The following is a 21,530-nucleotide window of genomic DNA, read 5'->3' on the forward strand; positions in this document are numbered from 1 at the left end:
AGTTGGTTGCCTGAGCGGGACCCCGTCCGGACTGCATCTCCAGGTGTTCAACCCGGTGATCGTCTCGGCCGTTCCGTTCTCCGCCTCAGCGGCAACGAGTGATTACTTTACACACGCCCCGGGGGCCCTGCCAACCGTTGTCCCTCCCGGGCGTGTCGCAGCTGGGTGAACGGCACGTGTCCCCCGGGTTTCCGGGGATCGACGGGGGTGAGCGCGACCCCGGGAACGACGGAAGGCACGGTGCGAACCCGCACCGTGCCTCCCGAACGAACAGGACCGACCTACTCGGCCGCGGCCAACTGCCCGCACGCCCCGTCGATCTCCTTGCCGCGGGTGTCGCGCAGGGTCGTCGGGATGCCGGCGGCGTTGAGTCGGCGGACGAACTCGTCCTGCACGTGCACCTCGGACGAGGTCCACACGGAGCCCGGCGTCGGGTTGAGCGGGATCGGGTTGACGTGCACCCACCCCTTGCCGCGCTTGTTGAGCTTCTCGGCGAGCAGGTCGGCTCGCCAGGCGTGGTCGTTCATGTCCTTGATGAGCGCGTACTCGATCGAGACACGACGGCCCGTCTTGACGTAGTAGTTGTGGGCGGCGTCGATCGCCTCGTCGGCCTTCCAGCGCGAGTTCACCGGGATGAGCTCGTCGCGGAGCTCGTCGTCGGGTGCGTGCAGGGACAGCGCGAACGTGAGCGGGATCCCTTCGTCCGCGAGCTTGATCATCGCCGGCACCAGTCCGACGGTCGACACCGTGATGCCGCGGGCACTCATGCCGAGACCGTTCGGCTGCGGTGCGACCATCAACCGCACGGCGTCCATCACCCGCTTGTAGTTCGCGAGCGGCTCCCCCATGCCCATGAACACGATGTTCGTCACGCGCTCGGCGTCGACGCGGTCGTTGCCGCCCTTGCGGGGATCACCGCCGAGCTCACCGGCGGCGATCGCGGCGTTGGCCCGGACGATCTGCTCGATGATCTCGGCAGTGGACATGTTGCGGGTCAGCCCGGCCTGGCCGGTGGCGCAGAACGGGCAGTTCATGCCGCACCCGGCCTGGGACGAGACGCACAGGGTGATGCGGCCGGGGTAGCGCATGAGGACCGACTCGACCAGGGCGCCGTCGTGCAGTTTCCAGAGGAACTTGATCGTGTCGCCGTTGTCCGTCGCCAGCCGCCGGGTCTCGGTGAGGAGCGGCGGCAGCATCCCGGCGACGAGCTGCTCCCGCTGGGCGGCGGGCAGGTCGGTCATCTTGGCCGGGTCGGACGTGTAGTGCTGGAAGTAGTGGGTCGCGAGCTGCTTGGCGCGGAACCCGGGCAGGCCGAGTTCCTTCACGCGGGCCTCGCGTTCCTCGGCCGTCAGGTCGGCCAGGTGCACGGGCGGCTTGCCACGCTTCGGGGACGCGAACTGCAGCAGCGGGCGACCGTCGGTGTCGGTGGCCTGCTTCCAGCCCTCGGTGCGCGGGCGCACCTGCGGACGAGCAGACTGCTGCTGTTCGAACGGGGTGCGGGTGTCGGAAGCCATCACTCCAGGATACGGGAGGCCCGTGATCGGTGGGGACGCCCCGTCCGGGTGGTCCTGGTGGTCACCACCAGGACCGCGCCACGGCTGGTCGGGTCAGCTGCCGGCGGGCAGGACGCGCGCGAAGTGGTGCGCCGCCGAGTACATCGGGACGATGTCGACGACCTCGCCCGGGTGCGGTGCCTGCAGGACGAGTCCCTGGCCGAGGTACAGGCCGACGTGGTCCTCGTCGTCGTACACGACGAGGTCGCCGGGGAGTGCCTCGGACTCGGGGATCGTGGTGGCGACGGCGTCCTGCGTCGGCACGTAGTGCACGAGCTGGATCCCCACCGCCTGGTACGCGACCATCGTGAGCCCGGAGCAGTCGATGCCCTCGTGACTCGCGCCGCCCTCGACGTACGGGTCCCCCATGTACTGCAGGGCGGTCTGCACGATCGTGGCCCGGTCGCCGCCGGCCGAGAGTGCGGCGGACAACGCGGACTGTGCCTGCGCGGTCGTCACCCCGAAGCGGAGGTCGAGCGTCGGGTACGACACGATCGTCGTCGTGGTGGTCATGCCGTCGGTGGAGACCACGGGGACCTGGACGTCGTGCGCCACCGTGAAGGTCTGGGCGGCCTGCGCCGTGGTCGTGCCCGAGCGGGTGTCCGCGGGCAGGGTGTCGGCGTTCGCGGGCAGGGCGAGCGTCAGGCTCGAGGTCACCGCGATCGCGGGGGCGAGCAGGATCGCCGCGCGCTTCGCGTTGGCGGAGCGACGGATGTGCCGCGGGTCGACGGCGCGCTCGGCACGCAGGGTGGCGGTCCGGCTCAGCACCGCACTGCCGGCCGACGACGCGACGGGGGCGGGACGCGGCTGCATCCGCACGGTCCGGGCCGGCTTCGGGTGCTCGACGAAGGTGGAGCGGGCGGCCGCGGGGCCGAGGGCCGAGCGGCGACCACGGGGACGGGACTGCTGCGTGTCCGACGTCAGCGGCGCGGGGCCGACCGCGGGGTGCGTGTGCGTTCGCGCGGGCTGACGGTCGTCGGCTGCTGCAGGCAGGGTGTGGCGTCCCATGGGTCCTTCCGGGTCGGGACCACTCGGCGGTCCGGAAAGTAACGTATTGGTCACGACGGTGCTCGCAGCTGGGCAGCGCCGGAGTGTTCCTGCAGCTGGTCACAGGAACGAGCACCGCTCGCAGGCCACTCCGACGACGCGCACGGGCGTTCCGGAGCCGGCCCGCGGCGGTGGACCCCGGTTCAGACCGGCGTGACCCGCATGACTGCGGCGATCCGGGCCTCCCGGTCGACCGCCAGGCGGTCGAGGCGAGCCGACAGCGCGACGACCGAGGCGTCCACCGGGCTGTCCCCCGAGATGTCCCCCGGGATCGGGACCCCGGCGCGGACCGCGAGTGGCAGCACGCCCGCCCAGACGGTGTGGTCCTCACCGTCCGCCGGGTCCTCGCCGACACCGTGGGCTCGGACCTTGACGCTCGCGCGGTCGAGGGGAGCTGGAGGACCTGGGTAGCGCGGACCTCCTTCGCGGTCATCTCGCGCACCTCGGCCCGGCGGCCCGGCATGAGGTGGTCGGCCACCTGCCAGAGGGCTTCGGTGCGCAGGTCGGTCGGCACCACGGTGGCGCGGCCGGCGACCATCGCGCTGCGGTAGTTCGCCGAGCTGTCGTTGGTCGAGCGTGCGAACACGAGGCCGTCCAGGTGGGTGACGGTGGCGGCGACCGGGACGCCCTCGGCCCCGGCGTCGAGGAACAGCCCACCACCGGTCGAGCCGTGCAGCAGCAGGACGGGACCGTCCCCGAGGTCCCCGACGGCGCAGAGGAACGGCAGGACGACGGGGTGGCCGCCGCGGACGATGCCGACGTGGGCGAGGTGGGCCTCGGCGAGGATCGCGTGCAGGACGGCGGGGTCGTCGGACTGACGGTCGCGCAGGCGGCGGACGTGGAGCGAGGGGCCGTCGGTGGGCGGTTCTGGTTCGGGGCTCGAGGTGGGCATGCCGTCACGCTAGGGTCACCAGTGGTCCGGTGCCTGGACCAGATCGGGGCGATCACGGTGGACCAGTCGAGCAAGGTGTCGGTTGTGGTGGCACGGGTGCGTGGGATGGTGCACGACGGCACCCTGCGCGAGGGCGATGCGCTGCCCTCGACGCGGGCGCTGGCGGCGGAGCTCGGGGTGGCCCGGGGCACCGTCGTCGCGGCGTACGAGCAGCTCGACGGCGAGGGGTACCTGCGGACGCGGCACGGTGCCCTCGCGCGGGTCGCGGCGAGTGTGACGGTGGACGCGGGCATGACGCCGGCTTCGGTCGGCGCCCGCTCCCCCGATCCGGACGCTCCGGCCCTGACGTCCTCGCTCATCGACAGCCGTCCCGGCATCCCCGCCGTCACCGCCATCCCGCAGCGGGACTGGCGGGCAGCCTGGCACGCAGCGGCGTCGGCCCCGCTCCGGAACGCGATCGCGGACCCGCTCGGCTCCCCCGACCTGCGGGCACAGGTCGTCGCCCAGCTCGGCCTGACCCGCGGCTTCACGACGTCGGTCGACCGGGTGCTCGTGACCGCGGGGACCTCGGAGGCGCTGTCGCTCGTCACCGAGGCGCTGCGGGGACTGCTGGGCCGCGCACCCGTCATCGCCGTCGAGGACCCCGGCTACCGCACCGGACACCGTGCGGTCACGAGCGCGGGCGGGTCCCTGGTGGGCGTCCCGGTCGGCGACGACGGCCTCGACCTCGACGCGCTCGAGGCCGCCAGACCGATCGACGCCGTGCTGGTCAGCCCGACCCACCAGTACCCGCTCGGATCGGTGATGCCCGTCGCCCGGCGCCGGCGGCTCCTCGCCTGGGCCGCGGCCACCGGCACCGTGGTGGTCGAGGACGACTACGACTCCGAGTTCCGGCACCGCGGCGCGCCCGTGCCCGCGCTGGCCGCGCTCGACGCCGAGGGCGTGGTGCTGCACGTCGGCGGCTTCTCGAAGACGCTCGACCCCCGGCTGCGGTGCGCCTACCTCGTGCTGCCGACGGTTGCAGCGGCGGGTTCTGCGGTGACGGACGCGGTGCTCGGTGCGCGTCGGGCACGTGGCGCGGTCGTCGCCGAACCGGTGCAGGCCGCGCTCGTGCACCTGTTGCGGACGGGCGCGCTGCGGCGGCACCTGGGTCGGGTGCGCCGCGACTACACGCACCGCCGGGCACGGATCGCGGCTCGGCTCGGCGACGTCGCCGGCCTGGAGGCCCGTGCCCTGAACGGCGGACTGCACGCGGTGGTCACGTGGTCGGGTCCGACCACCGGGGCGGAGATCGCGCGTCGGCTGGCGGACGCCGGGGTGGTCGTGGCGTCGCTCGAGGAGTACGGGCTCGCACCCGGCAGCACGCCGCCGGGCATCGTCTTCGGCTACGGCGCCGTGACGATGCCAGAGCTCGACCGCGCGCTCGACGCCCTGGTGACGGCGGTCACGGGAGCCTGATCCGGGTCGTCAGCCGCCGTACTGGGCGGTGCCCACGACGTTCGACCCGGCCCGCTGACACGCGGTGATCAGGGTCCGCCCGACGAGTTCCCACTCGGGGGTCATCTCGAGCGCCGGCCCGGACTTCGGTGCGGGGTGCGCGTCGAGGTACTCGTGGGCGTAGTCGATCGCGTCATCGAGCTCCTCGTCGCTGCTCGACAGGTGCTCGTAGCCGAAGCGTTCCGCCGCGATCAGTGCCTGGTACTGCGCCTCGGAGAGATCGCCCTGGCTGCGGCCGACCGTCGCGTTCAGCGAGATCGTCGTCAGCGCACTGATCTGGCCGCAGATCGCCGCAGCACTCCGGTCCTCCTCCATCGGGTCCGTCGCACCGCGCACGGGCTGGGCGTCCGAGGTCTCCGAGGTCGCCTTCGGAGTCGACGTCGACCGCGCCGCTGCGTTGGCGTGGGTATCGGTATCGGTATCGGTCGAGCAACCGGCGAGCGAGCCGGACACGAGGACCGCGCTCACGACGACGAGGGGCAGTGCGGACCGGAAGAAGACCATGGACGTCATCGTGGCAGCGCCGTCGTGCCGTTCGCGTCGTCGTGTCCCGATCGAGACCGGATCGTGAGCTTGCGTCAGCGGGACTCGGCGGTGCCGTTCTTCCGGGCGTTCACGAGGTCGGCGAGGGACGGCTCTCCGGCGTCGCCGGGCAGCGCGTGTCCGCGGCGGGCGGCCTTGCGGACCTGTCGGTAGGTGGTGACGTGCAGGGGGTCCACACCGTCGGCGGACTCGTAGTTCGACGGGGCGGTGGTGGTGGGTGATTCGGTCATCGAGACGGACGGTACGCGTGCCGGGAGCCGCGGAACCACGTGCTGCGTTCCGCGGCCAAACTGGTTCCGAACGGGTGGACCAGCCCTGGTGCGATGCCGGATTGTTCGCATAGAATGCGAACATGTTGATCACCGTCGACCCGCAGGCGCGAGCGACCCTGGCAGAGCAGGTCGCCACCCAGATCCGCCATGCGATCGCCCGCGGCGAGCTCCGGAACGGCGAGCGGCTGCCCGCTGCGCGGGACCTCGCCGCCTCGGTCGACGTCAACATGCACACCGTCCTGCGCGCCTACGCGCTGCTGCAGGACGACGGACTGATCGAGTTGCGGCGCGGCCGCGGTGCGACGGTCCTGCGATCGGGCAACGCCTCGTTCGACCGGTTGCGCACGCTCGTCGACGAGCTGCGTGACCAGGCGGACACCCTGGGCGTCTCGCTCGACGACCTGTTCACGATGATCAAGGGGGCACGATGACGACTCGACCGATGACCACCGGCACACGGCTGGCCGTGACGGCACCAGGGCTCCTGGTCGCGGTGGGACTGGTGCTCACCGCGGTCCTCGCAGCGTCCACCATGCCCGCGCGGATCGCGATCCACTTCCGGACGGACGGCACCGCCGACGGCTGGGGATCACCGTGGACGGCCTTCTGGGTCACCCTGGCGGTGGCACTGGTGGCCGTCGTACTCGCGTTCTCCGCGCTGCGCTGGCGCGACAGGCGGACGGCAGCCACGGTGCTGCTCGTCGCGAACCTGCTGGCCGGGACCCTCGGCACGGCCTGGGTCGTGCTCGCGTGGACGAACACGGCCGGCGACGGCACCCTGTCCCCCTGGTGGACGGTCCCGTTCCTGCTCGTCGCCGTGGTGGTCGCCGCCGTCCCCGTGCTCGCACTGTTCCGGGTCGCTGCACCCGTGCCGGCCCACGATGTCGCTCCCCTGGCGGTCGGGCCCGACACCCGCGTCGCCTGGCGCGCACGCGTCGGCAGCCGGTGGTTCGCGGTGCTCGGGGTAGTCGTCGTGGTGCTCGGCGTCGGCACCGCCGTCTGGACGGCGTCGGCCGGGGTGACGACGGCGGTCGTCTCCGGCCTGGCGATGGTGCTCGCGGGGCTCGCTGTGCTGGTGCTGGCGCGGGTGGAGCTCACCGTCGACCGTCGCGGCATGCGGCTCACGTCCACCTGGACGAGGATCCCCCTCATGCGCGTCCCGCTGGACCGCATCGAGTCGTGCGGCTGGGAGCAGGTGTCCCCGGGTCAGTGGGGCGGCTGGGGCTACCGCATCTCGGGCCGCGGTGTCGCCTACGTCGTGCGGTCCGGGCCGGGGTTGGTCGCGCGGCTCCGCGGCGGGCAGGCGCGGATGGTGACCGTGCCCGACGCTGCGGGCGGTGCCGCGGCCCTGGGCGCGCTGCTCGCCGGGCGCGAGACGGCCTGACGGGGCCGCACCGGGCCTCCAGGGCGGTGTGGCGGGCGGGACCTGTCCGCGGAAGCGACAGACCTCGTCATCGCTGCAGCGACTGTCCCGTCAGGGCGACAGTGTGCCGCGAACGTTCGGTGGAACACTGTCGCTTTCGCAGGACGGGCGGGCCGTGCGCCGGGTCAGAGGCTCGTCATGCCACCGTCGACGCGGAACTCCGCCCCGGTGGCGTAGGACGACTCCACGCTGGCCAGGTAGACCATGATCCCGGTGACGTCGTCGGGGGTGCCCGGGCGACCGAGCGGGGTGCGGGCGACGATCGCCGCACGGGCCTCGGGGTCGCCGGAGATCGCCGACACGAGGCCGGTCTCGGTGTAGCCCGGCACGACCGTGTTCACCCGGATGCCGTCCCGCGCGTAGGCCATCGCGGTCGCCCGGACGAGTGCGTGGATGCCGCCCTTGGTCGAGGAGTACGCCGCGAAGTCGGCGCCCTCGCCGTTCAGGCCGGTGGGCGACCCGGTGGCGATGACCGACCCGCCGGTGCCGCCCGCGAGCATCGCCCGGACGGCGTGCTTGATCGTCAGGAACGTGCCGGTGAGGTTGACCGCGACCGTGCGGTCCCAGGTCTCGAGCGACAGGTCGGCGACCTTCGCGTCGTGGCCGAACAGCTGCACACCGGCGTTCGCGACCACCACGTCGGGGGTCGCACCATGCTCGGCCAGGTCGGCGAACCCTGCGGCGACGCTCACCTCGTCGGCGATGTCCATCGTCAGGCCCACCGCGGTCGGGCCGGCTGCGGCGGCGGCACCGGCGGCCGCATCGGCGTCGCGGTCGGCGTAGACGACGGTGGCCCCCTCGGCCACGAAGCGGTCGGCGATCGCGCGGCCGATGCCGGACCCCGCTCCTGTGACGAGTGCGGTCCGGCCGTCGAGTCGTGCGGTCATGTGGGACTCCGTCCTCGGAGCAGCGCTGCTCCGTCACCCCCATCATTGCCCAACCGGTTGACCGGTGCTAGGCATGCACCATGACTGCGACGTCGAACGACGAGATCGTGTCCGTCGGGCCCTGGCGTCTGGCACTGCGCGGAGCCGAACTCGCCGACGTCGCGTTCCGGGGTGTGCTCGTCCTGCGTGCCGTCCGGTTCGTCGTCCGCGACCACGACTGGCGCACCGCCGACGACACCGTTCTGACACGCACGGTGGACGGTGACGACGCGCGCATCCGCATCGAGACCAGCGCACGGTACGACGGCGTCGAGGTCGTGCGCACCGTCCTCGAGGTCACGCTCGACGACGACACCTTGCGGGTCTCCACGGTCGGGACGGTCACACGGGCCTTCCGCCGCAACCGCGTCGGGTTCGTCGTCCTGCACCCGCCGACCCTGGCCGGGCAGCCGCTCACGGTGCGGCATCCGTCCGGTGACACCACCGCGACGGCGTTCCCGTTCTGGATCGCGCCGCACCAGCCGGCCGTCGACGTCGCCGGGCTCGACTGGTCGGTGGGCGCGAGCGCGCTGTCGCTCGACCTGACCGGCAACGTGTTCGAGACCGAGGACCAGCGGAACTGGACCGACGCCTCGTTCAAGACGTACTCGACGCCACTCGCCGAGCCGTTCCCGGTCGCGATCACGCCGGGGACGACGGTCCGGCAGGGGCTCAGCCTGCGCGCGACGGCGGTCGGTCCGGCAGGTGCCCCGGGCGCCCGGTCGGGAGGCGCAGCCTCCCCCGCCCCGGACCTCGCGGCGCTCGACGGGCCGGGTCCCGGTGCCGTGGTCACGCCGTCGCCGACGCTCCAGCTGCTCGCGGGTTCGGCACCGGTCGCTGCGCGCCCGGACGATGCCGACCTGCTCCGCGGGTTCCCGATCCTGGTCGAACCGGTCCTCGGGGCACCGAACGTCGAGGCGGTGCTCGCCTCGGCCCGGCGGGACGCGGGTGGCGCTCCCCTGGACGTCCGGTTCGTCACCGACGACCCGGTGCTGCTGCGCGCGGCGATCGACGCGGTGCTCGCGGGCGGGCCGGTGGCTCGCGTCGGGGCGTTCGACCCGGTGTCGCACGTGACGACGCCGGCGCTGCAGCGGGCACTGCGCGAAGCGGTGGCAGCGGTCGGCGCGCTGGAGGTCGTCGCCGGTACCCGGGCCCACTTCACCGAGCTGAACCGCTCGATCGCGGTGTTCTCGGGCTGGGACGGCCCGCTGACCTGCAGCGTGACGCCGCAGATGCACGACCGGTCGCCCGAACAGGTGACCGAGTCGATCCGGATGCAGCGCTGGGTGGTGAGCAGCGCCTCCAGGCTGGCCGCCGGCAGGGCGCTGCACGTCGGACCGGTGACGCTGCGGCCACGGTTCAACGCGGTGGCGACGGCGCCGACCCGGGTCGAGACGGACGCGACCGTCGAGCACGGGTACGGGCCGGAGACCGTTCCGGACGCGACGGACCCGGCGCAGCACACGCCGGCCGCCGCGCGGTGGTTCGTCGACGCGGTGCGGGCGCTGACGGTGCCGGGCGTGGCCTCGATCACGCTGGCGGAGGCGTGGGGGCCGCGCGGGTTCGTGGCCGCCGACGGCACGGGGAACGCCCCGCCGGAAGGGGTCGGCGGGGCGTTCCGGTCCGGGCGCGCTGACGGGTCGGCGCGGTGGTCGGTGGCGGTCCGGCTCAGCGCCGGACTGCGTCGATCTTGAGCATCTTCGCGATGACCGAGTCGAGCTCGCTGTCGTCGAAGACCTGCTTCCAGTCCTCCTTGATGAGCTTCTCGCGGCCGTAGCCCATCGCGATGTGGCAGGCGTCGGAGAACGGGTTCGAGCCGCGCAGGCCGTTCGTGAGCGCGATCCAGGTGTGGCCGTAGAGCATGGCGCGGGCGGCCTCGCGGGGCACGCCGACACCGGTGACGGTCTCCTCGAGGGCGTCGTTGAGGAAGTCGCCGATCATGCAGGCGATGGTCTCGACGAGGGTCGGCTCGAGCACGGCGAGCTGCTTCACCGTGACCCAGTGCACCTGGATGACCGGGGCGTACATGGTGGTGATGACGGCCTCGGCGACGGCCTTGGCGCGGTCGCCCTCGTCGCCGAGCGACTCCGAGGCGTCGAAGGCCGCGATGACCTCCTGCGGGGCGGCGATGCCACCGAAGGTGTCGTCCCACTCGGCCTTGGTGGTGCGCTCGAGGAACACCGACGGGTGGCACGGGTGCGCCACGGCGTAGTGGATGTCCTCGCGCTTGGCGAGGAGACCGGCGTAGGCGGCGGCCGGGTCGAGCGTCAGGATGCTGGCGCCCGACTTCATGACGGGGACGAGCTGCTCCGAGATGGTGCCGAGCAGGACGTCCGGGACGGCGAGGATGACGACGTCGGCGGCCTTCGCGGCGTCGAGGCTGTCGGTGATCTCACGGCCGAGGGCCTGGATGCGCTCCTGCCCGGCGGGCGAGGCCTCGCTGTACAGGGTGGTGTACTCGCTCTTCGCGAAGTTGTTCGAGACGCGGGTGCCCATCTTGCCGCCGGCACCGATCACGGCGACGGTGACGTCGGCCGTGCCGGATCCGGCAGCGACGGTGTGGGTGGTGGTGACGGTGTCGGTCATGATTCCTTGCTCCTGATGTACTCGATGGTGTGTTCGGTCCACGCCGCTTCGATGCGGGTGGTGGTCTGTGCGGGGGTCTCCCCCGGCAGGGGTTCGGCGCCGGCGTGCTCGTCCTGCCACGGCAGCCAGAACTCGATGACGCGGTTGATCCCCCGGGTGTCCGGCTCGACCGCGGCACGGACGGCGTCGTGGTCGAGGACCCCGGTGCCGATCGGGACGCCGGTGTACTGGAACCCGACCCAGCCCGGTGAGCGGGTGAAGGCGGAGTCCTTGACGTGCCAGTTGACGACGTACGGGGCGGTCATCGCCACGACGTCGGCCGGGTGTTCGAGTCGGGCGACGGTGTTCGCCGGGTCGAGGCAGATGCCGAGGCGGTCGGAGCCGATCGCCTCGACGACCGCGACGAGGTCGGCGGTGGCGACGACCTCGTAGGTCTCCAGCGCGAGGGTCACGCCCGCGCGCTCGTAGGCGGGGAGTGCCTGCCGCAGGCGTCGCTCGGTCTCGGCCGCGTCGGGCTGGTCGGCACCGCTCGTCCACATGCTCCGCACGAGCGTCGCGCCGAGCTGCTGCGCGACGTGCAGGTACCGGGCGAGGTGCTCCGGCCGGGTGCCGCGGGTGCCGACCTCGAGCGTGAGACCGAGGTCGGCGGCCAGGGACCGGATCGCGGCCAGGCGCTCGTCGGTCGCGGTGTCGAGCGGCAGGTGGTCGCAGATCTGGAACAGGTCGACGCCGTCGTGGGTCGCGGCGTCGCGCAGGGCGTCGTCGAGGGACATCGGCGACGGGACGCGGTCGGACATGCGCCAGAAGTAGGCGTACGTGGAGAGGCCGAGCAGGGAGGTCATGCCGGTGCTCCGTCCTGCGTCGCGGCCAGCGCCTCGGCTTCGTCGAGGATCGTGCGGATCGCCTCGGGGTCGTGGGCGAAGCGGCCGAGGAACAGGCCGCCGATGCGTCCGGCACCGCGGGTCAGCAGGCCCGGGCCGGCACTGCCGCCGTAGATCGCGACGGAGCCGGCGAGCTCCGGCCGGGTCGCCAGGTGCTGCTCGATACCGGCCAGGACGGCGACGATGTGCTCGTCGGGCGCGGGCTGCGGGGCGCCGATCGCCCACACCGGCTCGTACGCGGCGATGAGCGGTCCGGCGAGGCCGTCGGCGGTCGCGGTGGCGGTGAAGCGGTCGAGCTGCGCGGTGACCTCGGCGATCGCGGCCGTGGGGTCGCCGTCGGCGGCGCGCTCGGTCTCGCCGATGCAGACCAGGGGCCGCAGGTGGTTGCGGTACGCCGCGTGCACCTTGTCGGCGATCTCGTCGTCGGTCTCGTGGAAGAGTTCGCGTCGCTCGGCGTGTGCGATCTCGACGAGGTCGACCCCGATCTCACGGAGCTCCGCACCGGAGACCTCGCCGGTGAAGGCGCCGCTGTCCGCCCACGCCAGGTCCTGGGCGCCGAGCGTCACGGGGGCGTCCCCGATCACCGCACGGACCGGGACGAGCGACGGGAACGTCGGCACCACGAAGAGCTCGACCGCGCCGGACCGCACCGCCGGGTGGCTCCGGGCGATGTCGGCCACGGCGGCCGCCCACTCGAGCGTCCGGGCGTGGCTGAAGTACATCTTGAGCGACACCCCGATCGTCACCGGGGCGGCTGCCGTGGTCGCGGGCATCAGGCGTCGGTCCCGACCGGGGCGGAGCCGTCGTAGGCGCAGATCGCGTTGACCTTCTCGGCGCTCGCGCTCGTCTGGTCGAAGGTGTAGCCGAGCCACTCCTTCGCCATCCGGCGCGCGACCTCGACCCCGACGACGCGCTGCCCCATGCAGAGGACCTGGGCGTCGTTCGACAGGATCGAGCGCTCGACCGAGAACGAGTCGTGCGCGGTCACGGCGCGGATGCCGGGGACCTTGTTCGCCGCGATCGCGACGCCGAGGCCGGTGCCGCAGATCAGGATCGCGCGGTCGGCCTCGCCGTTCGCCACCAGACGGGCGGCGTCGACGGCGACGTGCGGGTAGGCGGTGTGGCCGTCGGCGTCCACGCCCACGTCGACGACGGAGGCCACGCGGGGGTCCTTCGCGAGGTCGGCCTTGATGACCTCCTTGTAGTCGAAGCCGGCGTCGTCCGAACCGACGACGATACGGAACTGCTGCTCACTCATGCGGGTGTGCCTTTCGTGGTGGGGGTCAGGCGGGGACGGCGATGGTCGCCAGGACCGCGGCGGTGATGAGCGCGAAGGAGATCGCGCCGGCGTCCGGTGTGCCGACGGCGTCCTCGCCGTGGGTGCGGGCGCGGCCCATCCGGGGCAACAGGTCGGCCGTGGCGTCCGCCGCGGTCTGTGCTGCAGCCGAGGCGGCCGACCAGGCGTCGACGAGTTCGTCACCGGCGTCGACCCGGGCGGAGAAGACCTGGTCGAACGGCACGAGCGCGTCGACCATCGTCTTGTCGCCGGGGACGGCCCCGAATGCCAGGACGGCTTCGGTGGCGGCGTGCACCGCGCTCTGGACCGTGGCGGCCGACGGGCGTTCGTCGTCGCCGAGGACGCGACCGAGTGCCTCCAGGGCGGCACCCCAGATCGCACCGGACGTCCCACCGGCCTTGTCGGACCAGGCGTCTCCGGCGATCGCGAGGACCGAACCGGCGCCGGCGCCACGGGCGGCGGCGTCCTGTGCCGCACGGTCGGCGGCGGTGGAGCCGCGCTGCATGCCGATGCCGTGGTCGCCGTCACCGGCGACGGCGTCGATGCGGCCGAGCTCGTCGGCGTGGTCGTCGATCGTGGCGCGGATCGCAGCGATCGCGCTCGCGACGCGGACTGCTGCGGCCTGGGACTCCTCGGTGCCGGGCGTCACGGGCACGACGATGCCGGCTTCGAGCACCTCGACCGGCACCGGCTGCTGCGGGACGGCGCCGCCCTTGCGGTAGGCGGGGGCGTCGGCGGGGGCGGCCCAGAGCTGCTCGAGTTCGTCGTCGAGCCAGAACAGGGTGAGCGAGACGCCCGCCATGTCGAAGCTCGTGACGAGTTCGCCGACCTCGGGCTCGACGACGACGATGCCGACCTCGGTGAGCTTCCGCTGGACGGCGGCGAAGACGACGAAGAGTTCCTCGTACTTGACGGAGCCGAGGCCGTTGAGGATGGGGACGACGCGGGCACCGTCCGCGGTGACGCCGGACGGCAGCTCGGTGAGGAGTTTGTCGACGAGCAGGTCGGCCAGGCCGTCCGCGGTGGGGACGTCGGCCTCGGCGATGCCGCGTTCGCCGTGGATGCCCATGCCGATCGCCATGCGCCCCTCGGGGACGGTGAAGAGCGGCTCGTCGGCGCCGGGCAGGGAGCAGCCCGAGAACGCGACCCCGAAGCTGCGGGTGCGGTCGTTGGCCCGGGTCGCGATCGCGGTGACCGCGTCGAGGTCGTCGCCGCGTTCCGCGGCCGCGCCGGCCACCTTGAACACGCAGAGGTCCCCCGCGATGCCGCGACGCTTGTGTGCCTGGTCGACGGGCGCGGACGCGACGTCGTCGGTCACGCGGACCGTCCGGACGTCGATGCCCTGTGCCTCGAGTGCCCGTGCCGCCGCGTCGAAGTTGAGGACGTCACCCGCGTAGTTGCCGTAGCTCAGCAGCACGCCGCCGCCGTGCTCGGACGCCTTCGCGACCGCGGTGACCTGCTGGGCGCTCGGGCTGGCGAACAGGTTGCCCATCGCGGCACCGGCCGCCAGGCCGTGCCCGACGAGGCCGCCGAAGGCCGGGTAGTGGCCGGAGCCACCGCCGACGACGAGCGCGACGGTGCCCTCGGGGCTGGTGGTCGAGCGGGCGACCCCGCCGTGCACCTTGCGCACCCGGGCGCGGTTGGCGGCGACGAAGCCGTCCACCATCTCGTCGGCGAAGTCCGCCGGGTCGTTGAACAGGCGGGTCATGCGCCGGCCTCCTTCGCGATGGCGGTCGGTCCGTCCGTGGCGGCGACCGCGGTGTCGGCTCCGGACGCCGCGGCAGCTGCTTCGTTGCGCTTCGTGTTCCGGCCGAGCACGAACATCAGCACGCTCGACAGCACCATGAAGAAGCCGACGATGAACATCGGCACCTGGTAGCCGCCGGTCCACTCGCTGACGGCACCCGTGATGTACGGGGCGGCGAACCCACCGAGGTTGCCGACGGTGTTGATGAGGGCGACCCCCGCGGCTGCGGCGGCACCGGTCAGGAACTGCGTCGGGACCGTCCAGAAGTTCGGCAGGGCCGCGAAGATCGCACACGCGGTGATCGCGATGACCGCGACGGTGGCGGCCGGGCTGTTCATGTAGAGCGCGACCGGGATGCTCAGGCCACCGACCAGGGCCGGGACGGCGATGTGCCAGACCCGGACGCCACGACGGAAGGCGTCACGCGACCAGAAGTACAGGACGACCGCGGCCGGCACGTACGGGATGGCCGTGATGAGGCCCTTCTGGAACAGGTCGAACGTGGTGCCGAACTGCTCCTGGAAGCCGTCGATGATCGTCGGCAGGAAGAAGCTGAGTGCGTACAGGCCGTAGATGAAGCCGAAGTACACCGCGGCGAGCATCCAGACGCGGCCGGAGCCGAAGGCCGCACGCAGCCCGCCCTTGCCGTGACCGGCGCCGCCGCCCTTCGCGGCGCTCTCGGCAGCGAGCGTCGTCTCCAGCCAGACCTTCTCGTCCTCGTCGAGCCACTTCGCCTGCGACGGCTTGTCCTTGAGCACGAAGAGGCACAGGACACCGACGATGATCGCCGGGATCGAGACGCAGAGGAACATGAAGCGCCACCCGGCCAGGCCGCCGAGGATCCCCTCGTGGGTCATCAGCCAGCCGGCGAGCGGGGAACCGATGACGCTCGTGAGCGGCTGCGCCAGGTAGAAGAGCGCGAGCATCTTGCCGCGGTGCCGGGCCGGGACCCACGTCGACAGGAACAGGATCGCGCCGGGGAAGAAGCCGGCCTCGGCGATGCCGAGCAGGAAGCGCAGGCCGACGAGCTGCGGGTAGTTCTGCACCCACGTGAAGAGCAGGGACACGATGCCCCACGTGATCATGATGCGAGCGAGCCAGATCCGGGCGCCGAACTTGTGCAGCGCCAGGTTGGACGGCACCTCGAGCACGAGGTAGCCGATGAAGAACACACCGGACGCGAAGCCGAACTGGGCGGCGGTCAGGCCGAGGTCGGCCTCCATGCCGTTGGGGGCGGCGAAGGAGATCGCGGTGCGGTCGAGGAAGTTGATGAAGAACATCAGTGCCACGAACGGCACGATGCGGATCGCGATCTTGCGGATGGCCGTCTTCTCGACGACCGAGGTGGGGATGCCTCGCGTGGCGGGGATGTCCACGATGACTCCTGCTCGGTGGGGGTGGTACGACTCCCGTCCTGGCGGCTGCGCCGGGATGGTCCGTGCTGCTGCGCGGATCGGGAGCGGGCGCATCGGTGCGCCTGATCCAGTGTGCGTCGCGCTCGGCCCACTTGTCAACCGGTTGACCATTCCGCGCGTTCCCCGCTGCTCGCCCCGCCGCTCGCCGCGCTGACGCTGCTCTCGCCGCAACCGGTTGACCGACCGGTACGCTCACTCCATGCCCGCGTTCAGCCCGGACGACCCCCTCAACATCCGACTCGAGCTCGAGTCGGTGCCCGTCGGGTCACCCGCCTCGGTGGTCGCCCGACAGCTCGTCTCGCTGCTCACCGCCGGCGAGCTGGCCCCCGGGTCGCGGCTGCCGGCGGAGCGGGTCCTGTCCGAGCGGCTCGGCGTGGGTCGCTCGGCGGTCCGCGAGGCCCTCGCCGCCCTCGAGATCCTGGGCATCGTGCAGATCCGCCCCGGCTCGGGCACCTACCTGCGCGGCGGCACCTCGGACCTGCTCCCGACGACCCTGTCGTGGGGGCTCATGCTCGCGTCGAACCGCACCCGCGAGCTGCTCGAGATCCGGTCCTCGCTGGAGCGCACGGCCGCGATCCTCGCCGCGCAGCGCGCCACCGACGAGCAGATCACCGAACTCGGCGAGTACCTGGTCCGGCAGGAGGCGACGCTCGACGACCCGCAGGCCTTCATCGACGCCGACGTCCGGTTCCACGTCCTGCTGGCGCGGGCGTCGGGCAACGACGTGCTCGCCGACCTGCTGCAGAGCCTGCGCTCGATGCTGAGCGTCTGGGTCGCGCGGCGCGTGCAGACCCGGCAGGCGACCGAGGCCGCGTTCCACGAGCACCGCGCCGTCTTCGAGGCCTTGCGCGTCCGCGACGTGTCCGCCGTGCAGCGCGCGATGGACGCGCACATGGCCACGGCGAGCGCCCGCATCGAGCACGCCGAGCCGCTGCCCGCCGACGAGTAGCGCTCGTGCGCGGTCGCGCGCGCTCGCGCTCGCTTCGTGAGCAGGAATGGTCGGGTCCGTCGAGCCGACCCGACGTCCTGTACTCACGATCAGGGCAGACGGGAGGCCCGGGGCGCGCCCGCCCCGCACCGTGCGGTGTTGCCGGGTCGGCAACACCGCTTGGGTCCGGCCCGGCAGGTGCGCTGGAGTACGTGCATGCACACCCACCACGACGGCTCCGCCGCCGGATCTGCCACCGCCGCACCGTCCGCCCGGGAGTGGTGGGAGGCCCGCTACGCCGAGCGCGACGGCATCTGGTCAGGCCGGGTGAACGCCGTGCTCGCCTCGGTGACCTGGGGGCTACCGGTGGCGCGGGCGCTCGACCTCGGCTGCGGCGAGGGCGGCGACGTGGTGTGGCTCGCCGAGCAGGGGTGGGACGTGACGGGCATCGACCTGTCCGTGACGGCGCTCCAGCGCGGTTCGCGGGCCGCCGTCGCCGCCGGGGTCCAGGAGCAGACGGCGTTCGTCGCCGCGGACCTCGCCCGGTGGGACACCGCCGCGCGGTTCGACCTGGTGACGGCCTCGTTCCTGCAGTCGTGGCCGGTGGAGATCCCCCGAGCCGACATCCTGCATCGGGCCGCCGGCTTCGTCGCCGCCGGTGGGCACCTGCTCGTCACCGCGCACGCCGCTCCGCCGCACGACGAGCTGCCGCCCGAGCTGCGGGAGTACCGGTTCCCCGCGCCGGCCGACGACCTCGCCGCCCTGCAGCTCGACGACCGGTGGGACGTCCTGGTCGCCGAGGTCCGGCCGCGCACTGCGACGACGCCGGAGGGTGATCCGCACGAGGTGCTCGACAGCGTCGTGCTCGCCCGGCTGACGCGCGGGTAGCGTCGGTGGCGTGAGCACCGACGACGGCATCCGCGCGCTCGTCGTGGACGGCGTCGAGGTCGCCGTCGAACGCAGCGGCGCCGGCACGATCGCCACGTCGTCCCCTCGTCCGTACCTGCACCCGGTCCGGACCCTCGGTGGCACCGTCGTCAGCGCGCACCACCCCGGCGACCACGACTGGCACTGCGGTGTCGGCGTCGCAATCCCGGACGTCGACGGCGTGAACTGCTGGGGTGGCCGGACCTACGTCGAGGGGCTCGGCTACGTGTGGCGTGACGACCACGGCTCGGTCGAGCTGGTGCACGCGGAGCAGCACGACACGACGTCCGCCCAGGAGCTCGTCTGGCAGGGCCCGGACCGCACGGTGGTCCTGCGCGAGGACCGCACCCTCCGCTGGCGCGCCGTCACCAGCGGGTGGGAACTGTCCTGGTCGTCGTCGTTCCGGGCCCCCGGTGACTCCCCCGTGCACCTCGGCGGTCCGGGCAGCAACGGCCGGACCGGAGCGGGCTACGGCGGCTTCTTCTGGCGGTTCCCCGAGTGCACGGGAGTGGTCATCCGGACCGCCGATGCCGAGGGCGAGGCCGCCGTGCACGGCTCGGCCGCACCCTGGATCACCTGGTCGGCGGTGTTCGACGGCGGTCCGGCGACGATCCGCATCGAGGCCCTCGACCACCACGACCCCTGGTTCGTCCGCGCCGAGGAGTACCCGGCGATCGGCTCGGCACTGGCGTGGGACTCCCCCGCCGTCGTGCAGCCCGGCGCTCCGCTGGTCCGCTCGTTCCGCGCGACGATCACCGACGGCGGTACGCTCGCCGGATGAACACCGGGGACTGGGAGTCACGCGTCGCGGCGCTGTGGGACGACGAGACGATCGACGATCAGCAGCGGATCGAGTGGACGCGCGACCTCGCCGCCGACGCTCCGCATCCCGCACTCGGCGCGTTCGAGCTCGGCGGCGCCTTCGACTCGGGCGGCCACGAGGCCGAGGCCGACGTGCAGTACGCCGCCGCGACCACGGCTGGCCTGGACGCCGTCGACCCAGATCGCGCCGCCAGGATGGTCGTCCAGCACGCCTCGACGCTCCGCAACCTCGGTCGGATCGACGAGGCCATCGCGATGCTCCGCGACGCGCCGGAGCACTCCGCCACCGGAGCGGCACCCAAGGTGTTCCTCGCGCTCGCACTGCACAGCGCCGGACGCTCCGCCGAGGCCCTGCGCGTCGCGATCGAAGCCGTCGAACCGACGCTCCCCCGGTACCACCGGTCCGTCCGGGCCTACGCTGCGGCCCTCACCGAGGACTGACGCGCGTCAGGCGTTCCGGCGCTGGAGCGCGTCCGCAGCCTTGCCGAGCAGCCAGTTCACGGCCCACCCCAGCACGCCGATCACGGGCAGCGCGAGGATGACCACCGTCCACAGCACCTTGACCACCTGCGTCCGGCGACGGTCGCGCCAGACCTGCACCAGCGCCACGGCCTCGAGCGCCAGCAGCACGAGGAGCACCACGGCGTGTGCTCCCGACACGTTCGTCAACACGAGCGGTCCTCTCCGCGGCGACGGTCGTCGCCCGCATCGATGACAGTAGGGCCTGCCCGGACTCGTCCGCGTCATCCGTCCGACTGACCGCGCGGGTCGGTCTGGCGATCGCGCTGGCAGGTCAGGCGATCGCGACCTCACCCAGCGCGAGCAGTTCACGGGCCCGACCGGCGTCGGCAGCCGGTGGCCGACCGTGCAGGGCGCGGTAGTCGCGCGAGAAGTGCGAGGCGCTCCGGTACCCGACCGCGACCGCAGCCTGGGCGGCGGTGTCACCGAGCACGATCATCCGCCGCCGGGCTTCCCCGAGCCGCAGCCGCCGCAGGTACTGCACCGGGCTCATCCCGGTGACCTGCCGGAAGCGCGCGAACAGTGTCGACTCGCTCGTCCGGACCGCCGCGGCCAGGCCGGCCACCGACCAGGGGTCCGCCAACCGGTCGGTGAGCAGGGCCGTGGCGGCCGCGACCACGTCGCCGTCCCGGTTGCCGATCGCGGCCAGGATGCGCGGTGCCTGGTCGGTCTGCAGCAGGCGGAGCACGACCTCGCGGGTGACGAGCGGGGCGAGGACCGTCATGTCCTCCGGAGCATCGAGCAGTCCGACGAGCCGGGCGAACGCGTCCGCCAGGGCTGGGGTCCAGCTGCCGAGTCGTGCCGGCGGCGCCTCGTCCTGGTGGGGGCGGGACATCGCCGTCGCGACCTCGGCGACCACCGCAGGGTCGAGCTGCCAGACGACCGCGACGAACCCCGCGGGTGGTTCAACCGCGACCACCCCGGCGATCACGGGCAGGTCGACGGGCGTGATGATGAAGCGCTCGCGACCCCAGAGCTGGTCGTCATCCCCGACGATGGACCGCTTCTGCCCCGCGAGCACCACCGACACCGACGGCGTGTAGCGCTGGTACCCGAGGTCGGTCGGCGCGTCGACCCGGGCCAGGCGGAGGCCGAGCCGTCCGGCGCGCTCCGTGTCGTCGACGTGGGCCAGGACGCTCTGCAGCGCGCGGTCCAGTCGATCCGAGGTGACGTCGTCCATGTGCCCATTCTGTCGAGCCGATCGATGCGCTGAACGCCCGTGCTGGATCCGGCAAGCAGTCCGGAGTCCTGGGCAATCTCCACGAGGCACGCGGGACCGAGCATCGGAGCATGCAGACCAACGAAGCACTCCTCGACTCCCTGACCACCGACGACCGACTGGCCGGCCGCACCGCGCTGGTGACCGGCGCCTCGAGCGGCATCGGTGAAGCCGTCGCCCGTGTCCTCGCCGCCTCCGGCGCCACCGTCGCGGTCGCGGGCCGCGACCCGGAGCGCACGCAGGCCGTGGTGGACGCCATCACCGCGGCCGGAGGCACCGCCGTGGCCGTGATCGGCGACCTGAACAGCCACCCCGACGCGGTCCGTGACCTCGCCGGCCGCGCTGCCCAGGCCCTCGGTGGCCGGGTCGACGTCCTCGTCAACAACGCCGGCGTCTACCCGGTCGGCCCCACCGCGCTGCTCGCCGACGACGACGCCGAAGCCCTCTGGGCCACGAACGTCCGTGCACCCCACGTGCTGGTCGGCGCGCTGGCGCCCGCGATGGTCGAACGCGGCTCGGGCGTCGTCGTGAACATCGGCTCGTGGATGTCCCGCGTCGGCGTCCCGTTCACGGCGCTCTACCCGGCGACGAAGGCGGCCGTCGAGCAGCTGACCCGCGCCTGGGCAGCCGAGTTCGGACCGCACGGCGTCCGGGTGTCGACCGTGTCGCCCGGGGCCACCGCGACACCGGGCAACGCGGACTCGCACGACGTCCTCGCGCAGATGACGGCGGGCACCCCGGCCGGCGCACCCGTCCGACCGGTCGACGTCGCGTTCGCCGTGCGCTGGCTGGCCTCTGACGAGGCAACCTTCGTGCACGGCGCCACCATCGACGTGGACGGCGGCATCGCCGCGACCCGCCTCGGCTGAGCGCGCCCCGCACGAGCGGGCGAAACACCCGGGTTCATGCGCGGAGGCACCCGGGCATTTCGCCCGCTCGGCGGGAGTCGGTCAGCCGGGCATCGGTCCGCGAGGGGTCACGACACACCGCCGGCGGGTGGCCGTGCGGTCACGGACCGTCGCGCGGGAGCGCGTCA

The 21,530-nt window shown here is 72.9% G+C and carries 23 protein-coding genes and 1 pseudogene; 9 read left to right on the forward strand and 15 right to left on the reverse strand.

The genetic code is table 11. The features are described from left to right. Positions 1–281 precede the first annotated feature (281 nt). The 4 genes and pseudogenes from rlmN to DEJ12_RS18340 all read right to left on the reverse strand — a co-directional run. A complete protein-coding gene (gene rlmN / locus DEJ12_RS17165) occupies positions 282–1,514 on the reverse strand; it encodes a 23S rRNA (adenine(2503)-C(2))-methyltransferase RlmN (protein WP_017885785.1) in 1,233 nt (410 codons plus the stop codon). 93 nt (positions 1,515–1,607) lie between these two features. Beyond that, positions 1,608–2,561 carry a C40 family peptidase gene (locus tag DEJ12_RS17170; RefSeq protein ID WP_111031027.1) on the reverse strand — a complete coding sequence of 318 codons (954 nt, stop codon included), beginning with the start codon at positions 2,559–2,561 and terminating at the stop codon, positions 1,608–1,610. Positions 2,562–2,743: 182 nt separating this feature from the next. Beyond that, a complete protein-coding gene (locus DEJ12_RS18170; protein ID WP_220034815.1) occupies positions 2,744–2,905 on the reverse strand; it encodes a hypothetical protein in 162 nt (53 codons plus the stop codon). A gap of 134 nt (positions 2,906–3,039) precedes the next feature. Next, a pseudogene (locus tag DEJ12_RS18340) lies at positions 3,040–3,492 on the reverse strand (pyridoxamine 5'-phosphate oxidase family protein); the annotation flags it as partial. Positions 3,493–3,579: 87 nt separating this feature from the next. Here DEJ12_RS18340 and DEJ12_RS17180 point away from each other — a divergent pair. Then, a complete protein-coding gene (locus DEJ12_RS17180; protein WP_375334591.1) occupies positions 3,580–4,950 on the forward strand; it encodes a PLP-dependent aminotransferase family protein in 1,371 nt (456 codons plus the stop codon). Positions 4,951–4,959: 9 nt separating this feature from the next. Here DEJ12_RS17180 and DEJ12_RS17185 read toward each other — a convergent pair whose 3' ends face one another. Together DEJ12_RS17185 and DEJ12_RS17190 are read right to left on the reverse strand one after the other, a co-directional pair. Further along, positions 4,960–5,493: a hypothetical protein gene (locus tag DEJ12_RS17185; protein ID WP_111089914.1), complete on the reverse strand. Its 534-nt coding sequence runs from the start codon at positions 5,491–5,493 to the stop codon at positions 4,960–4,962. A gap of 74 nt (positions 5,494–5,567) precedes the next feature. Then, positions 5,568–5,762, reverse strand: coding sequence for a hypothetical protein (locus DEJ12_RS17190; protein WP_071246336.1), 195 nt, complete (start codon positions 5,760–5,762; stop codon positions 5,568–5,570). Positions 5,763–5,884: 122 nt separating this feature from the next. Here DEJ12_RS17190 and DEJ12_RS17195 point away from each other — a divergent pair, with 122 nt between their 5' ends. Next, a complete protein-coding gene (locus tag DEJ12_RS17195) occupies positions 5,885–6,235 on the forward strand; it encodes a GntR family transcriptional regulator (RefSeq protein ID WP_111024843.1) in 351 nt (116 codons plus the stop codon). Next, positions 6,232–7,188 (forward strand): DUF1648 domain-containing protein, encoded by a 957-nt coding sequence (locus DEJ12_RS17200; RefSeq protein WP_258370644.1) that lies wholly within the window; start codon positions 6,232–6,234, stop codon positions 7,186–7,188. The genes DEJ12_RS17195 and DEJ12_RS17200 overlap by 4 nt, the downstream gene beginning before the upstream one ends. Before the next feature lie 164 nt (positions 7,189–7,352). Here DEJ12_RS17200 and DEJ12_RS17205 read toward each other — a convergent pair whose 3' ends face one another. Then, positions 7,353–8,114 carry an SDR family NAD(P)-dependent oxidoreductase gene (locus DEJ12_RS17205; protein WP_111031035.1) on the reverse strand — a complete coding sequence of 254 codons (762 nt, stop codon included), beginning with the start codon at positions 8,112–8,114 and terminating at the stop codon, positions 7,353–7,355. Positions 8,115–8,194: 80 nt separating this feature from the next. Between DEJ12_RS17205 and DEJ12_RS17210 the strand changes: the two genes are divergently transcribed. Further along, positions 8,195–9,847 carry a hypothetical protein gene (locus DEJ12_RS17210; protein WP_111031037.1) on the forward strand — a complete coding sequence of 551 codons (1,653 nt, stop codon included), beginning with the start codon at positions 8,195–8,197 and terminating at the stop codon, positions 9,845–9,847. Here DEJ12_RS17210 and DEJ12_RS17215 read toward each other — a convergent pair. The 6 genes from DEJ12_RS17215 to DEJ12_RS17240 are packed head-to-tail and all read right to left on the reverse strand — an operon-like array spanning position 9,822 to position 16,040. Beyond that, positions 9,822–10,739, reverse strand: a complete 918-nt coding sequence (locus DEJ12_RS17215) for a phosphogluconate dehydrogenase C-terminal domain-containing protein (protein WP_111031039.1) — start codon at positions 10,737–10,739, stop codon at positions 9,822–9,824. The two genes, DEJ12_RS17210 and DEJ12_RS17215, sit on opposite strands and share 26 nt — an antisense overlap. Continuing rightward, complete coding sequence (locus DEJ12_RS17220) at positions 10,736–11,581, reverse strand: sugar phosphate isomerase/epimerase (protein ID WP_111031041.1); 846 nt, start codon at positions 11,579–11,581, stop codon at positions 10,736–10,738. Before DEJ12_RS17220 ends, DEJ12_RS17215 begins: the two co-directional genes overlap by 4 nt. Then, complete coding sequence (locus DEJ12_RS17225) at positions 11,578–12,393, reverse strand: triose-phosphate isomerase family protein (RefSeq protein WP_111031043.1); 816 nt, start codon at positions 12,391–12,393, stop codon at positions 11,578–11,580. The genes DEJ12_RS17220 and DEJ12_RS17225 overlap by 4 nt, the downstream gene beginning before the upstream one ends. Continuing rightward, entirely contained in the window at positions 12,393–12,878 is a 486-nt protein-coding gene (locus DEJ12_RS17230) for a ribose-5-phosphate isomerase (RefSeq protein ID WP_071406070.1), read from the reverse strand. The genes DEJ12_RS17225 and DEJ12_RS17230 overlap by 1 nt, the downstream gene beginning before the upstream one ends. Before the next feature lie 25 nt (positions 12,879–12,903). Beyond that, positions 12,904–14,625 carry a dihydroxyacetone kinase family protein gene (locus tag DEJ12_RS17235; protein ID WP_111031045.1) on the reverse strand — a complete coding sequence of 574 codons (1,722 nt, stop codon included), beginning with the start codon at positions 14,623–14,625 and terminating at the stop codon, positions 12,904–12,906. Next, entirely contained in the window at positions 14,622–16,040 is a 1,419-nt protein-coding gene (locus tag DEJ12_RS17240; RefSeq protein WP_111031047.1) for an MFS transporter, read from the reverse strand. The genes DEJ12_RS17235 and DEJ12_RS17240 overlap by 4 nt, the downstream gene beginning before the upstream one ends. 238 nt (positions 16,041–16,278) lie before the next feature. Between DEJ12_RS17240 and DEJ12_RS17245 the strand changes: the two genes are divergently transcribed. From DEJ12_RS17245 to DEJ12_RS17260, 4 genes are all read left to right on the forward strand, one after another. Further along, the gene (locus DEJ12_RS17245; RefSeq protein WP_111031049.1) at positions 16,279–17,028 is read left to right on the forward strand and encodes a FadR/GntR family transcriptional regulator; all 750 of its coding nucleotides are present in this window, start codon (positions 16,279–16,281) and stop codon (positions 17,026–17,028) included. A 195-nt stretch (positions 17,029–17,223) separates the two neighbouring features. After that, a complete protein-coding gene (locus tag DEJ12_RS17250) occupies positions 17,224–17,895 on the forward strand; it encodes a bifunctional 2-polyprenyl-6-hydroxyphenol methylase/3-demethylubiquinol 3-O-methyltransferase UbiG (RefSeq protein WP_111031051.1) in 672 nt (223 codons plus the stop codon). A gap of 10 nt (positions 17,896–17,905) precedes the next feature. Then, positions 17,906–18,715 carry a PmoA family protein gene (locus tag DEJ12_RS17255; protein WP_111031053.1) on the forward strand — a complete coding sequence of 270 codons (810 nt, stop codon included), beginning with the start codon at positions 17,906–17,908 and terminating at the stop codon, positions 18,713–18,715. Beyond that, positions 18,712–19,197 (forward strand): tetratricopeptide repeat protein, encoded by a 486-nt coding sequence (locus DEJ12_RS17260; protein ID WP_111031055.1) that lies wholly within the window; start codon positions 18,712–18,714, stop codon positions 19,195–19,197. Before DEJ12_RS17255 ends, DEJ12_RS17260 begins: the two co-directional genes overlap by 4 nt. Positions 19,198–19,203: 6 nt before the next feature. Here DEJ12_RS17260 and DEJ12_RS17265 read toward each other — a convergent pair whose 3' ends face one another. Together DEJ12_RS17265 and DEJ12_RS17270 are read right to left on the reverse strand one after the other, a co-directional pair. Beyond that, positions 19,204–19,416: a PLDc N-terminal domain-containing protein gene (locus DEJ12_RS17265; protein ID WP_239001530.1), complete on the reverse strand. Its 213-nt coding sequence runs from the start codon at positions 19,414–19,416 to the stop codon at positions 19,204–19,206. Between the two features lie 133 nt (positions 19,417–19,549). After that, positions 19,550–20,455 carry an AraC family transcriptional regulator gene (locus tag DEJ12_RS17270; RefSeq protein WP_111031057.1) on the reverse strand — a complete coding sequence of 302 codons (906 nt, stop codon included), beginning with the start codon at positions 20,453–20,455 and terminating at the stop codon, positions 19,550–19,552. 110 nt (positions 20,456–20,565) lie between these two features. Here DEJ12_RS17270 and DEJ12_RS17275 point away from each other — a divergent pair, with 110 nt between their 5' ends. Further along, positions 20,566–21,363 (forward strand): SDR family NAD(P)-dependent oxidoreductase, encoded by a 798-nt coding sequence (locus tag DEJ12_RS17275; protein WP_111031059.1) that lies wholly within the window; start codon positions 20,566–20,568, stop codon positions 21,361–21,363. Positions 21,364–21,530 lie beyond the last annotated feature (167 nt).

This window comes from Curtobacterium sp. MCLR17_059, from assembly GCF_003234665.1.
GTDB lineage: Bacteria > Actinomycetota > Actinomycetes > Actinomycetales > Microbacteriaceae > Curtobacterium > Curtobacterium flaccumfaciens.